Origin of the sequence: Micromonospora vulcania, assembly GCF_042658605.1 — a bacterium.
Taxonomy (GTDB): Bacteria; Actinomycetota; Actinomycetes; order Mycobacteriales; family Micromonosporaceae; genus Micromonospora; species Micromonospora vulcania.
The window spans coordinates 67,803-80,817 of record NZ_JBHSQS010000022.1 but is presented as its reverse complement, the minus strand read 5'-3'; the positions used below and the strand labels follow the sequence as shown (position 1 = coordinate 80,817).

Here is a 13,015-nt window from a genome sequence, read left to right as displayed (position 1 = left end):
GGGGGGGGGGGGGGGGGGGTTAGTGGAGGGAGGCGCGGGCGGAGAAGGCGATGCTGGCGAGCAGGAAGCCGCCGTTGACGATGGTGAACGCGATCATCACCCAGAGGACCAGGGCGGGGGCCACGGCCAGCACCAGGGCGGCTACGAAGATCACCGCGCCGTAGTCGCGGATCAGCTTCACCACGCGCACCGGCAGCGAGGTCGACGGGACCATGCTGGCCGAGTTCGGGCCGGCCTGCATCACCGAGGTGACCAGGTTGACCATCCAGGTGCCGGCGAAGGTCGCCACCAGCCAGGTCGGGGTCGACGGCTCCTGCGCCACCACGGTGGCGGCGAGCGCGGCCACCAGGGCGATCTGCGCGGCCACGTCGCAGAGCACGTCGACGCGGGCGCCGGCCGCGCTGCGCTGGTCGGTCACCCGGGCCAACTGCCCGTCGGCGCAGTCCAGGGAGTACGCCACCTGCCAGCCGACCAGGGCGAGCAGGCCGACCACCCAGGCCGGTACGTCGCCGGCGGCCACCGGGCCGGCGAGCGCCACCACGGTGACCGAGGTGGCCAGACCGATCACCAGGTTGGTGATGGTCAACGCGGTCGGGCGCAGCCCGAGCCGCTGGGCGACCAGCGCGAAGACGGCACCCAGCCACTGGCTGATCGACTCGCTGAACAGGCCGCCACCCCGGTTGACCCGGTGGAAGTCGGCGACGGTGGGACGGGACTCAGCCAAGGCGGTCGCGGATTGCACCGGCGTAGTCTGCCAGCCGCTCCCGCGTCTCGGTAGGCGACAGCGCCAGGTGTTCGAGGATCGTGTACCGGTCCGGGCGGGTACGAGGTGCGAACTGCACCGCCTCCACGAACTGGTCGTCGGTGAGCCCCACGTCTGCGGGGAGCCGCGGCAGGCCGTGCCGGGCCAGGCAGGCCGACATCTCCCCGAAGCGGCGCAGGTCCCCGCGCAGCCATGTGCAGAAGAGCGCGCCCAGTCCAGCCAACTCGCCGTGCGACGCCGTGCCGGGGAAGAGCGAGTCGACCGCGTGCATGATCTCGTGGCAGCCGCCGCTGCACGGCCGGCTGGTGCCGTCGACCGCCATCGCCAGACCGCTGGAGATCAGCGCCTCGGCGAGCACGGTGACGAACGCGTCGTCGCTCATGTCGCCGGGGTGGTTGAGCACCGCTTCGGCACCCGCCCGGGCCAGCGATGCGGCCAGACCGTCCACCGGTTCGCCGCGTACCTGCCGGGACAGCTCCCAGTCGGCCAACGCGCTGATGTTGCTGATCACGTCGCCGATGCCGGCCCGGTTGTGCCGGTCCGGGCCGCTCTCCACGAAGTCCAGGTCGACGATCACCGCGATCGGGATGTGTACGCCGTAGGAACCCTTGAGCCCATCGGTGATCAGGCTGGCCACCGGGGAGGCGATCCCGTCGTTGGCGAGGCTGGTCGCCACCGACACCATCGGCAGCCCTCGCCGCGTCGCCGCGTACTTGGCCACGTCTATGGTCTTGCCGCCGCCGATGCCGACCACCGCATCGTAGGAGCGCGCGCGGAGTTTGCCGCCCAGGTCGTCGGCGGCGTCCAGTGTCCCTCCGGAGACGGTGAACACGTCTGCCGAGCGCAGCGACGGTCGGATCAGTTCGGCGATCTGGGCACCCTGACCCGGGCCGACCACCACCGCGACATCACCGCCGGAGGAGATCCGCCCGTCCGCCAGGATGGCAGCCAGGTCGGCGACCGCACCTCGGCGGACGTCGATGTGCAGCGGGGTGAGGACGCTCCGAGCTAGTAGCGGCACGCGATCTCCCGCGCCCGGGCCAGGTCGGCGTGGTTGTCGACCTCCACCCAGGGCACGTCGCCGATGGGGGCCGCACGCACCTCGCCGCCCCGGTCGGCGAACTCCTGGTAGCCGTCCTCGTAGTACAGGTTCGGGTCACGCCGCCAGGTCGCCTCCAGCGCGTCGGCGAGCGCGTCGGCCACCTGCGGCTCGATCAGCGTGGCGCCGATGTACTCCCCGTACGCCTCACCCGGGTCCATCAGCTTGGTGATCCGGGTGAGCTGACCGGCGGCGTCGAAGGTGGTCTTCATCTCCTCCTCGGCCAACGGCTTGAGGGTGTCGACCGCGAGCAGGATCCCCGGGCCGCGCTCGGCCAGCAGGGTCTTCTCCACGCTCACCGGGTGCACGGTGTCCCCGTTGACCAGCAGCACGCCGCGGGCGAAGTGCTCCCGGGCCAGCCAGAGCGAGTAGGCGTTGTTCCACTCCTCGGCCTTGTCGTTGTGCACCAGCGTGAGCGTGACGCCGTACCGCTTCTCCAGGTCGGCCTGCCGCTCACGGACGGTGTCCGCTGCGTACCCGACCACGATCACGATCTCGGTGAGCCCGACCTCGGCCAGGTTGCCCAGCGCGATGTCCAGGATCGTGGTCTCGCCGTCCACCGGCACCAACGCCTTGGGCAGCGTGTCGGTGTACGGGCGCAGCCGGCGCCCTGCCCCGGCCGCGAGCACCATCCCGATCATCGGAACACCCTCCATCGTCCTGCTCCCCGTCACCGGTGGAGGATAGCCCGGGACGCTGGGCCGCTCCGGCCAACCGGGTCAGCCGGGCAGCGCCGCCAGGTCGGCGAGCATGGTCAGCCGCTCCTGGGCGCTGAGGACGGCGTACGGGCCGGCCGCCCGGCGATCGGTCTCCAACTCGATGGCGAGACGCTCCGGGCCGGGTGGCAGGGCCGCGACGCTCGACGCGGTGTGCCCGGCGGCACTCCACGCGGCGGCGTGCGCGTCGGCCCGGTGGTAACGCAGCGTGCCGAGTCGATTGAGCAGCAGCACGCCCGACGGGGTGCCGTCCGGCTCGTACGGCGGTGCCATCGCGGCGAACGCCGAACCGGTGATCTCCCCCTGCTCGTCGGTCAGCACCAGCGCGTACGCCAACAGCCGGCCGAGCGCCTCCACCAGCCGCAGCACCCGCTCGTCCTGCCCGGCCCACAACTCCTCGGTGACCTCGGCGTGCACCCGGTGGAGTTCGGCGAGGAAGGCGGCACCCCGGTCGGTGGCTGAGAGCGCGCCGTCCGGGCGGCGGTGGATCATGCCGTACGCCACCTGCTTGTCCAACATCCGCTGGCAGGTGGCTGGGTCGCGGTAGCGGGTGATGGCCGCGAACCCCGGCCCGTCGACCGTCCCGCCGGGCGCCGCCAACCGGGTGCGCAGATCCACCAGGAAGCCGGTCGCGGCCGGTCCGCCGTACCGCTGACTCAGCTCGGCGCCGCCGCCGTCGCGGCCGGCGAGCATGCCGGCGACGAAGACCCGGTCCACGGCCGGGGCGAGCAGCCCGGCGGACCGGTGTGGCGCCAGGTCGACGGCGTTCACAGACCGATCGACCGCAGGACGGCGAAGCCCTCCTCCGCGATCCGCCGGATCATCCCGTCGTTGACGTCGAGGTGCTCGTCCAGCAGGGTCACCTCGTGCTCGGCCAGCCAGCGGTACTCGGTGTGCTTGCCGACCTCCAGCGTCGGGTGGTCGAGGTCGCCGTCCACCCGGACCAGGAAGTCGTACTCGATCCGGGCCAGGCCGTCGTCGCCGACGTAGTGGTACTCACCCACCTGGCCCAGCACGTGCGAGAGGAGCCAGCCGGTCTCCTCGGTGACCTCCCGGCGCAGCGCCTCCTCGATCCCTTCGCCCGGCTCCAGGTGGCCGCCGACAATGTCCCAGCAGTTGGGAAACAGGCGTCGGTGCGGCGACCGGCGCTGGAAGAAGATGCGGCCGTCGTGGTCGACGATCAGCGCGCCGGCGCAGCGCAGGGGCTCGGTGGACACCGTCCGACAGTAGCGAGCCGTCCGGTGCTGCGGCGATTCCCGGTCTTGTCCAGGAAACATCCACAGACCACGATGTCGGTACCGGATGCCACCGTCCCAAAGGAGTGATGCGTGATGCAGGTACGGGAAGCGATGTCCAGCCAGGTCCTCGTCGTCGGTCCGGAGCACACGCTCCGGCAGGCGGCCCGGATGATGTCGGCCCGTGGAGTCGGGTCCGCGGTCGTGATCGACCCGGATTCCGAGGGCGTCGGGATCATGACCGAACGCGACGTGTTGAAGGCCATCGGTGCCGGCCTGGACTGCGATGTCGAACGCACCGGTGCCCACCTGACCTGGGAAGTGGTCTACGCCGGGCCGGACTGGACGGTGGCCGAGGCGGCCGCCGCGATGGCTCGGGGCGGGTTCCGGCACCTGGTGGTGCTGGACGGCGGCGAGGTGGCCGGGGTGATCTCCGTCCGGGACATCATGCGGGTCTGGGCAGAGAGCCAGGCGGTCGCCGCGACCTGACCGTCTCGCCGGATTTCGCCAGCAGGTGTGCCCGGCGAGATCGACGGGTAAGCATTCCTCGCGGGCGCGGAGATGCCGTGGCCCGTGCGGGAGGGTCCGATGCGTGACGCCGAGCGCCTCATCGAGCAGCAGTACGCCATGCTCCTGCGTCGGGACGTGGCCCGGCTGCCGGATCTCTATGCCCCGGAGGCGTTCTACGCCATGCCGGGTGTCACGGTCCGCCCGATCGAACTGCCCGCGCTGCTGCGTACCTGGACCGGCGCGTTCGGGGACCTGCGGGTCGACCCGTTGGGCGTGGTGCGTACGGCCGGCGGCGCGGCCATGGAGCTGCGGTTGACCGGCACCCACACCGGCACGCTGCACTCGCCGTTCGGCACCGTCGCGCCCACCGGCCAGTTGGTGAGCTGGGAGGTGGCCGACGTGGTTCGGGCCCGTCGGGGTCGGATCGTCAGTTGGCGGTCCTACTTCGACTGGGGGCAGATGCTCGATGCGCTCGGCGTGCAGTTGGAGGGACTTTCCCGGGCGACGCAGCACGACTCGCTCGCCCTTCCGGTCTGATCTGTCGCCGATTCGTGCCGGCGGGTCACCCGACCCGGTAGCTCAAGATGCGGACATCGCCGTGCCGTCCGCGCGCTCCCGGCCGCCGCCCGTACGCTCAACATCCATGACCGCCGAGCAGCTGATCTCCTTTGCCCGTGGGGCTCCCTCGCTGGACATCGTCGATGTCGAGGGCCTCAAGGCCGCCGCCGTCCGCGCCTTCGAGGCCGACCCAGCGGGGGTCACGGCGTACGGCACCTCTGTCGGCTACGTTCCGCTGCGCAAGTGGATCGCCGAGAAGCACGGGGTCGACGCCAACCAGGTGCTGGTCACCAACGGGTCGCTCCAGGCCGACGCGTTCCTCTTCGGCCACCTGGTCCGCCCCGGGGACGCGGTGGTGGTGGAGCGCCCGACGTACGACCGGACGCTGCTCAACCTCCAGCAGATGGGCGGCGAGCTGCACGGCATCTCGGTGCAGCCGGACGGCCTGGACACCGCTGAGCTGCGCAAGCTGCTCGAGTCCGGAGTCCGGCCCCGACTCGCGCACGTCATCCCGAACTACCAGAACCCGGCCGGCATGACGCTTTCCCTGGAGAAGCGCCGAGAGCTGCTCGACCTGGCCGCCGAGTACGAGTTCACGATCTTCGAGGACGACCCGTACGCGGACATCCGGTTCCGGGGCGACGCACTGCCGTCGATGCTCTCGCTGGACACCCGCAACGTGGTGGTGCACGCGTCAAGCTTCACCAAGACGGTCTGCCCCGGCGTACGGGTCGGGTACCTGGTCGGCCCGGCGGATCTGATCGCGGACATCGCCAAGAACGCGACCAGCCTCTACATCTCGCCCGGCATGGTGTCCCAGGCGATCGTGCACCAGTTCTGCGTCTCCGGGGACATCGACCGCTCGATCGACACGGTGCGGGCGGCGCTGGGCGAGCGGGCCCAGGTGCTGGCCGACTCGCTGCGCCGGCACCTGCCGGAGGCCCGGTTCGTGGAGCCCGACGGGGGCTACTTCCTCTGGGTGGAGTTCCCGGACGACGTGCTGGTGGATCGGCTCGCCCCGGCCGCGGCCGAGCGCGGCGTCGCGGTGGTCAAGGGCAGTGACTTCATGCTGGACGGCGGGCGGCACGCCCTGCGGCTGGCCTTCTCGGCCGTGACCACCGATCGGATCGACGAGGGTGTGCGCCGACTGGCGGAGGCCGTCGAGGCTGTCCGTCGCTGAAATTTCTGTCGGGTTCCCGACAGAGTGACGATGCCGGCCGCCTCGGGACTCCCGCCCGGGCGGCCGGCGGCTCACAATGCTGCGAGCGTCACTCACCAGCTGTGGTGGAGATCACCGCCCGGTCCGGGCCGCCTCCGCCGAGGTCCCGGTGACGCGTGCAGCACAACCCCCGCCCCCACGGGCGCCGGGTGGGCCGTGTCGTCCCGCACCCCCCAATGCGGCCCGGCCCGCCCGGCGCCGCCCCCACGCGACCACCGTCACCCCGGCTGCGCGCCGGAACCGGCGTAGCCTGCAAGCCGCAGCTGAGCGTGGGGAGGGGGCGCGATGACGGATCGGGCAGATCAGGGCCGGACGACGCCGTCGAACACCGGCCGGGTGCTACGACCCCGGGCCTGGCCGTCGCCGGTCCGGGCGGTGAGCCGGATGCTCCACGCCGACGATTCCCCGCCCGCGCCGACCCCGACCGACAGCGGACGCAGCGGCGTGGTCGACTGCGCGCTCTACATCGACGGCAAACGGCAACCCGGCGACTGGAACTACGCGGACGCGCTGAAGGCGGCGCGTGGTGCGGAGCACGGCTTCGTCTGGATCGGGCTGCACCAGCCCGAGCTCGCCGAGATGACCGCCATCGCGGACACCTACGGCCTGCACGAGCTGGCCGTCGAGGACGCGGTGAAGGCCGAACAGCGCCCCAAGTTGGAGCGGTTCGGCGACGTCAGCTTCCTGGTGCTGCGTACCGCCCGGTACTGCGAGCACGCCGAGCTGACCGAGAACTCCGAGGTCGTGGAGACCGGCCAGGTGATGCTCTTCATCGGCCCGAACTTCCTGATCAGCGTCCGGCACGGAGACGCCTGCCGGCTGTCCCCGGTCCGCGCCGATCTGGAGACCAAGCAGGAGTTGCTGCTCCAGGGGCCGTGGGCGGTCGCGTACGGGGTGACCGACCGGGTGGTCGACCTCTATCTGGAGGTGGCCGAGCAGATCGAGGACGACCTGGACGTGCTGGAGGCCGAGGTCTTCGACCGCAACGGCCGAGGCCGGATCCAGCGGATCTACCAGATGAAGCGTGAGCTGGTGGAGTTCAAGCGGGCGGTGGTCCCGCTGCAGCGACCACTGATGTCGCTCACCTCACAGATCAACCGGGATGTGCCCAAGGAGATTCGGCGCTACTTCCGGGACGTGCAGGACCACCTGAGCCGCACGGTGGAGCAGGTGAACTCGTACGACGACCTGCTGAACTCGATCCTGCAGGCACGGCTGGCCCAGGTCACCGTCGACCAGAACAACGACATGCGCAAGATCGCCGCCTGGGCGGCCATCGCCGCCGTCTGGACTTCCATCGCCGGCGTCGAGGGCATGAACTTCGACAACATGCCCGAGCTGAAGATGACCTACGGCTACCCGGTGGCCCTGGCCCTCATGCTCGGTGTCTCGCTGGCCCTCTACCGCTGGTTCCGCCGCAACGGCTGGCTCTGACGCACGCGAGAGCGCCGGCGGGCGGGGAACCCCCGTCGCCGGCGCTCGTGCGCTGCCGCCGGGTCAGCGGCGGCCGTTGGTACGGGCGGTGTCCTTGCTCAGTGCCTTGGTGAGGTCGTCGGTCGGACGCCCGGAGGTGTCCTTCGCCCCCTCGGCGACCGAGGGGACCTTGTCGGTCGGGCGGATGCCGGCCGGCTTGGCGGTGGCGCTGGTGTTGTCGCCGGCCATCGCCGAGCTGCCGCTGCCGGAAATTCCGGTCGCGCCGACCAGCGTGGACCCGTCCGTTCCCTTGGCGCCGGTGGACGAGGTCCGCACCTCGATCGAGTCCACCTCGTCGCGCATCGGCTCCAGGGTGCGGGTCGGGTCGTACTCGGCCCACTCCTGCTGCTCCCGACGGCGGCGCAGGGCGACCGCGCCGGCCAGGCCGGCGATGGCACCCGCCGCCAGCAGGCCGGTCATCATCGAGCCGCGACGGCGCGGCTGCTTCTTCCTGCCGGTGATCCGCATGTTCTTCGACTTGGCCTTCCTGGTCAGCGGCCCTGCCTGCGCGGCGCCGTCGCGCGCCGCCGCGGCCAGCGGTGCCAGCGTGGTGAGTGTCGTCCCCCAGCCGGTCGAGGCGCGGTCGCGTACCTTCGCCGCGGCCGGCCCGACGTACACCCGGGCCGCCTGGACCCGCGGACCGATCGTCGCGCCGGTGCCCTTAGCGGCGTGGTTGGCTGCTTGCACCAGGTGGCTGATGCTCTGGTTCAGCTCGGCCTTGGCCAGCTGTCCCTGGGACTTACGCCGCCCGATTCCAAACACGGTCCCACCTCCTGGGAGTTGTTCCTTCGTCATCGTGCACCTTCGGATGCCTCCGCGATGCCAGATCGGGCACATGGGAGGATCCGCATGGAACTGACCAACAAGTGAGGAGTACCCGTGGCCGAGGCTGTCTACGCCACCTTGCACACCAACGCTGGCCCGATCCGGCTGGAGCTCTTCCCGAACCACGCGCCGAAGACGGTCCGCAACTTCGTCGACCTGGCCGAGGGCAACCGGGAGTACACCGACCCGCGCACCGGCCAGCCGGGCAGCGGCCCGTACTACGACGGCACGATCTCGCACCGCGTGATCAGCGGCTTCATGGTCCAGATGGGCGACCCGACCGGCACCGGCCGGGGCGACCCGGGCTACAAGTTCGCCGACGAGTTCCACCCGGAACTGCGCTTCGACCGGCCGTACCTGCTGGCGATGGCGAACGCCGGACCGGGCACCAACGGTTCGCAGTTCTTCATCACCGTGTCGCCGACGCCGCACCTCAACAACCGGCACACGATCTTCGGGCAGGTCGCGGACGAGCAGTCGGCGAAGGTCGTCGACTCGATCGCCAGCACGCCGACCGGTCCGAGCGACCGTCCGCTGCAGGACGTCGTCATCGAGCGGGTCGAGATCGAGCGGTCCGCCGCCTGATCGAAGGGCGAGGTACCTTTGCTCGCATGACTGAGCGCTCCGGAGCCCGGCACCGGCCGGTGCCGGTGGGTCGCGCGGTGGCGGACGGAGGGTCGGCCCGGTGAGCGAGTCCCCGCCGACCACCCCCGTCTGTTACCGGCACCCCGGTCGGGAGACCTACGTCCGGTGCACCCGCTGCGACCGGCCGATCTGCCCGGACTGCATGCGAGAGGCGTCCGTCGGGCACCAGTGCCCGGAGTGCGTCAACGAGGGACGTCGCAGCGTGCGGCCGGCGCGTACCGCCTTCGGTGGCGGTGCCGCCGGCCGGCACGGCTACGTCACCAAGGCGCTGATCGCGCTGAACGTGCTGCTCATGCTGGCCTCCATCGCCTCCGACCGGGGCGGGGACGCGGCGGCGGGTGGCTCCGGCTTCGGTGGCCTGATGGGCGGCAGCACGCCGCTGACCGACTGGGGTTCGGTGCTCGGCCGGGCGGTCTTCCCCGACGGCACGCTCGGCGGCATCGCCGAGGGCCAGTGGTACCGGCTGGTCACCGCGATGTTCCTGCACTACGGCGTGATCCACCTGCTGCTGAACATGTGGGCGCTCTGGATTCTCGGCCGGTCGCTGGAGGCCAACCTCGGCCGGCTGCGGTTCGCCGCGCTCTACCTGATCGCGGGTCTGGGCGGCAACGTCGCCGCGTACCTCTTCACCGAGTCGAACAGGCCCACGGCGGGCGCGTCGACGGCGATCTTCGGCCTCTTCGCCGGATTGATCATTATCGAGCGCAAGCTGGGCCGGGACATCTCGCAGATCATCCCGATCCTGGTGATCAACCTGGTGTTCACGTTGGCCGTGCCGGGCATCTCCATCCCGGGGCACCTGGGTGGTCTGGTGGCCGGTGGAGCGATGGCCCTGGTGCTCGCGTACGCGCCACGCGGCCGGCGCACGCTGGTGCAGGTCGTCGGCGGTGCGCTCATCCTGCTGGTGCTGCTCGCCCTGGCCCTGTTCCGTACCGCGCAACTGCTCGGCTGAGGGCCCGGGCCTCGGGCTGAGATCGTGGCCGCGAATCGCCCCCACGGGGGCGGTCTCCCTCCAAGATCTCGTTGTGTCAGGAGCGGCGGGCCGCGCGTAGCGTCGTCGCGACCTCGTCCGGGGTGGCGCCCAGGTCGTACCGGCCGAAGAGATGCAGCGACTCGCCCGTGTCGATCTCCAGGATCTCGGTGGTGAGCCCCATCCGCGGTCGGCGGTCCACGGTGATCGCCTCGATCGCGGACCAGGGCAGCCGTCGACGCCCGGCGAACCCGTGGGCGATGGTGAGCCCCGTCGGGTCGACCGCCAAGCGGATCGGCGCGACCAGGTCGCGTACCGCCCAGCCGGCCAGCACGGCGGCGGCCAGGACGGCCAGCACCAGCCGGACCGCGTCGCCGTTGGCGAAGAGCAGGCCGAGCGCGACCAGCAGAGCCGCGCCGATCAGCTTCGCTGCGGGCAGGCTGGCCGGCACCCGCCACTGCTGGGCCGCGGTGATCTCATCCACCCGCCCAGCATGCCAGCGGCGCTCGGGTCCTGGCACGTCGACGCGGCCCGCACCGACGCCCGCGTTGACACCGGCCAGGGGAGTGCGGCCCCGGGGCCGGACGGCCGGTCCACCAACGACGTAGGATCGAGGACAGCCCAAGTTACCGGGGAGTAAACATGAGTGACGCGGTCATCGTCGGCGCGGTACGCACCCCGGTCGGCCGGCGCAAGGGCAGCCTCGCCGGCGTCCACCCGGTGGACCTCTCGGCGCACGTGCTGCGGGCCCTCGCCGAGCGCACCGGCCTCGATCCGGCGCAGGTCGATGACGTCTTCTGGGGCTGCGTGTCCCAGGTCGGCGAGCAGTCGTGGAACATCGCCCGCAACGGTGTGCTCGCCGCCGGCTGGCCCGAGACGGTGCCCGGCACCACGCTCGACCGGCAGTGCGGTTCCAGCCAGCAGGCGTTGCACTTCGCTGCCGCGACGGTCCTCTCCGGCCAGGCCGACCTGGTGGTCGCCGGCGGGGTGGAGTCGATGACCCGGGTGCCGATGGGCTCCAGCGTGGCCGGTGGCATGCCGTTCAGCGACCAGCTCCGGGCCCGGTACCGGGGCGTGGAGGGCTTCGCCGACGACGCGCCGCTGCCGTTCAACCAGGGGGTCGGTGCCGAGTTGATCGCCGAGCGGTGGCGCTTCTCGCGTACCCAGCTCGACGAGTTCGCGTTGGCCAGCCACGAGAAGGCCGCCGCCGCGCAGGACGCCGGAGCGTTCGACCCGGAGTTGGCGCCGGTGCCCCTCGGCGACGGCGGCAAGTTCGCCGCCGACGAGGGGATCCGCCGGGACACCTCGCTGGAGAAGCTCGGCGAACTGGCCACCCCGTTCCGCGCCGACGGCGTGGTGACCGCCGGGTCCGCGTCCCAGATCTCCGACGGCGCCGCGGCCCTCGCGGTGACCACCGGCGAGTGGGCCAGCCGGCACGGCCTGCGTCCGTTGGCCCGGATCCACACCGCCGTGGTCGCCGCCGACGATCCGGTGACCATGCTCACCGCGCCCATCCCGGCCACCGCGAAGGCGCTGCGCCGCGCGGGGCTGGGCATCGAGGAGATCGGGGTGTACGAGGTGAACGAGGCGTTCGCCCCGGTGCCGCTCGCCTGGCTGGCGGAGACCGAGGCGGACCCGGAGCGGCTCAACCCGCGCGGCGGAGCGATCGCCCTCGGTCATCCGCTCGGCGGCTCCGGTGCCCGGATCATGACCACGATGCTCCAGCACATGCGGGACAACGGGATCCGCTACGGCCTGCAGACCATGTGTGAGGGCGGCGGCATGGCCAACGCCACCATCGTCGAGCTGATCTGATCACCGCGCCCGGGGCACCTCGGTTGTCCGGGAAAAGGTCTCGCCCCCGGCCGGCCGCGCCGCCTAGTCTGCGCAGCGTGACGACGACCGCCGGCAAGCGTGCCCCCAACTGGTCCGACGAGCAGTGGCAGGTGCGGGCCCGCACCTGGGTCGACGAGCAGCTGAGCCGGGCCGGCCGGCGGGTGACCGGGCCGGTGGAGCCCCGGGTGCGTCCCTGGTCGCTGGTCTGGCGGCTGCCCACCGACGCCGGGCCGGTCTGGTTCAAGGCCAACAACCCGGGCACGGTGCACGAGGCCGTCCTGATCGCGAGGCTGGCCCGGTCGGCGCCGGAGCGGGTGCTGACACCGATCGCGGTCGACGCCGACCAGGGCTGGTCGCTGCTGCCGGACGGCGGGGAGTCGCTGCGCGACGTCCTGGGTCGGGACGCGGATCTGACGCACTGGGAGCGGGCGCTGCCCGGGTACGCCGCGCTCCAACTGGCCACCGCCTCCCAGGCCGACGAGCTGGTCGCCCTCGGCGTACCGGACCATCGCCCCGAGGTGCTGCCCGCGCTGCTCGCCGGGCTGCTCGACGATCGTGAGTCGCTGCGGATCGGCGACGAGGACGGGCTCAGCCCGGAGACGTACGAGCGGCTGCGGGCGGAGCTGCCGGCGTACGCCGAGCGGTGCCGCCGGCTCGCCGACCTCGGCATCGCGGCCACGGTGCAGCACGACGACCTGCACGACGGCAACGTCTTCGCCGGCCCGACCGGCTACCGCTACTTCGACTGGGGTGACGCCTCGGTGGCGCATCCGTTCGGCACGCTGCTGGTGACGCTGCGCTCGATCCGGTACGCCACCGAGCTGTCGGCCGACGACGCCCGGCTGGTCCGCCTGCGTGACTGCTACCTGGAGGCGTGGACCGACCGGTACGACCGCAGGACCCTGGTCGAGGCCGCCGACCTGGCGATGAACCTGGGCGCGGTGAGTCGGTCGCTGTCCTGGCGGCGAGCCCTGGACACCACCGATCCGGCCCGCGCCGAGTACGCCGAGGCGGTGCCCGGCTGGCTCGCCGAACTGTTCGCCGACAACCCGCTGCAGGCCGGGGCCTGACCAGGATCCGTCCGGGTCGGAAATCGGACAGCCCGTGCGACCCGTCCCGTGGAACTTCCAAAAAACCAGCGTGACCCACGTCACCCCGGCCGGGGT

General features: G+C 71.7%; 15 protein-coding genes. 8 read left to right on the top strand and 7 right to left on the bottom strand.

The window, feature by feature from the left end:
- Positions 1-19: 19 nt before the first annotated feature.
- The 5 genes from ACFQGL_RS26645 to ACFQGL_RS26625 form a co-directional block, all read right to left on the bottom strand.
- A complete protein-coding gene (locus ACFQGL_RS26645) occupies positions 20-742 on the bottom strand; it encodes a CDP-alcohol phosphatidyltransferase family protein (RefSeq protein WP_377515211.1) in 723 nt (240 codons plus the stop codon).
- The gene (locus ACFQGL_RS26640) at positions 717-1,784 is read right to left on the bottom strand and encodes an iron-containing alcohol dehydrogenase family protein (RefSeq protein WP_377515210.1); all 1,068 of its coding nucleotides are present in this window, start codon (positions 1,782-1,784) and stop codon (positions 717-719) included. The genes ACFQGL_RS26645 and ACFQGL_RS26640 overlap by 26 nt, the downstream gene beginning before the upstream one ends.
- Positions 1,772-2,503, bottom strand: a complete 732-nt coding sequence (locus ACFQGL_RS26635) for a phosphocholine cytidylyltransferase family protein (protein WP_377515222.1) — start codon at positions 2,501-2,503, stop codon at positions 1,772-1,774. The genes ACFQGL_RS26640 and ACFQGL_RS26635 overlap by 13 nt, the downstream gene beginning before the upstream one ends.
- Positions 2,504-2,581: 78 nt before the next feature.
- A complete protein-coding gene (locus ACFQGL_RS26630; protein ID WP_377515209.1) occupies positions 2,582-3,349 on the bottom strand; it encodes a hypothetical protein in 768 nt (255 codons plus the stop codon).
- Positions 3,346-3,795, bottom strand: a complete 450-nt coding sequence (locus ACFQGL_RS26625; protein ID WP_377515207.1) for an NUDIX domain-containing protein — start codon at positions 3,793-3,795, stop codon at positions 3,346-3,348. The genes ACFQGL_RS26630 and ACFQGL_RS26625 overlap by 4 nt, the downstream gene beginning before the upstream one ends.
- Positions 3,796-3,909: 114 nt before the next feature.
- Between ACFQGL_RS26625 and ACFQGL_RS26620 the strand changes: the two genes are divergently transcribed.
- The 4 genes from ACFQGL_RS26620 (at position 3,910) to corA (ending at position 7,534) form a co-directional block, all read left to right on the top strand.
- Entirely contained in the window at positions 3,910-4,302 is a 393-nt protein-coding gene (locus ACFQGL_RS26620) for a CBS domain-containing protein (RefSeq protein WP_377515206.1), read from the top strand.
- 99 nt (positions 4,303-4,401) lie between these two features.
- Positions 4,402-4,860: an ester cyclase gene (locus ACFQGL_RS26615; RefSeq protein ID WP_377515205.1), complete on the top strand. Its 459-nt coding sequence runs from the start codon at positions 4,402-4,404 to the stop codon at positions 4,858-4,860.
- A gap of 106 nt (positions 4,861-4,966) precedes the next feature.
- Positions 4,967-6,061, top strand: coding sequence for an aminotransferase-like domain-containing protein (locus ACFQGL_RS26610; RefSeq protein WP_377515204.1), 1,095 nt, complete (start codon positions 4,967-4,969; stop codon positions 6,059-6,061).
- 324 nt (positions 6,062-6,385) lie between these two features.
- Complete coding sequence (corA, locus tag ACFQGL_RS26605) at positions 6,386-7,534, top strand: magnesium/cobalt transporter CorA (RefSeq protein ID WP_377515202.1); 1,149 nt, start codon at positions 6,386-6,388, stop codon at positions 7,532-7,534.
- Between the two features lie 63 nt (positions 7,535-7,597).
- Here corA and ACFQGL_RS26600 read toward each other — a convergent pair whose 3' ends face one another.
- Positions 7,598-8,368 carry a hypothetical protein gene (locus tag ACFQGL_RS26600; RefSeq protein ID WP_377515201.1) on the bottom strand — a complete coding sequence of 257 codons (771 nt, stop codon included), beginning with the start codon at positions 8,366-8,368 and terminating at the stop codon, positions 7,598-7,600.
- An 84-nt stretch (positions 8,369-8,452) separates the two neighbouring features.
- On the opposite strand from ACFQGL_RS26600, the gene ACFQGL_RS26595 reads away from it, so the two are divergent.
- Complete coding sequence (locus ACFQGL_RS26595; RefSeq protein ID WP_377515200.1) at positions 8,453-8,983, top strand: peptidylprolyl isomerase; 531 nt, start codon at positions 8,453-8,455, stop codon at positions 8,981-8,983.
- Positions 8,984-9,083: 100 nt separating this feature from the next.
- Positions 9,084-9,995, top strand: coding sequence for a rhomboid family intramembrane serine protease (locus tag ACFQGL_RS26590; protein WP_377515199.1), 912 nt, complete (start codon positions 9,084-9,086; stop codon positions 9,993-9,995).
- A 76-nt stretch (positions 9,996-10,071) separates the two neighbouring features.
- On the opposite strand, the gene ACFQGL_RS26585 is transcribed toward ACFQGL_RS26590, so the two are convergent.
- Positions 10,072-10,497, bottom strand: a complete 426-nt coding sequence (locus ACFQGL_RS26585) for a PH domain-containing protein (protein ID WP_377515198.1) — start codon at positions 10,495-10,497, stop codon at positions 10,072-10,074.
- Between the two features lie 158 nt (positions 10,498-10,655).
- Between ACFQGL_RS26585 and ACFQGL_RS26580 the strand changes: the two genes are divergently transcribed.
- On the top strand, positions 10,656-11,828 hold the full coding sequence (locus ACFQGL_RS26580) for a thiolase family protein (protein ID WP_377515197.1): 1,173 nt from the start codon (positions 10,656-10,658) through the stop codon (positions 11,826-11,828).
- Positions 11,829-11,905: 77 nt separating this feature from the next.
- Positions 11,906-12,919, top strand: coding sequence for an aminoglycoside phosphotransferase family protein (locus ACFQGL_RS26575; RefSeq protein WP_377515196.1), 1,014 nt, complete (start codon positions 11,906-11,908; stop codon positions 12,917-12,919).
- Positions 12,920-13,015: the final 96 nt, after the last annotated feature.

What these genes read in the sequence shown, in the direction of transcription:
- ACFQGL_RS26635 (WP_377515222.1), bottom strand. Translation starts at nt 2,503, where the DNA reads ATGATCGGGATGGTGCTCGCGGCCGGGGCAGGGCGCCGGCTGCGCCCG.
- ACFQGL_RS26620 (WP_377515206.1), top strand. Translation starts at nt 3,910, where the DNA reads ATGCAGGTACGGGAAGCGATGTCCAGCCAGGTCCTCGTCGTCGGTCCG.
- ACFQGL_RS26615 (WP_377515205.1), top strand. Translation starts at nt 4,402, where the DNA reads ATGCGTGACGCCGAGCGCCTCATCGAGCAGCAGTACGCCATGCTCCTG.
- ACFQGL_RS26610 (WP_377515204.1), top strand. Translation starts at nt 4,967, where the DNA reads ATGACCGCCGAGCAGCTGATCTCCTTTGCCCGTGGGGCTCCCTCGCTG.
- corA (WP_377515202.1), top strand. Translation starts at nt 6,386, where the DNA reads ATGACGGATCGGGCAGATCAGGGCCGGACGACGCCGTCGAACACCGGC.
- ACFQGL_RS26600 (WP_377515201.1), bottom strand. Translation starts at nt 8,368, where the DNA reads ATGACGAAGGAACAACTCCCAGGAGGTGGGACCGTGTTTGGAATCGGG.
- ACFQGL_RS26580 (WP_377515197.1), top strand. Translation starts at nt 10,656, where the DNA reads ATGAGTGACGCGGTCATCGTCGGCGCGGTACGCACCCCGGTCGGCCGG.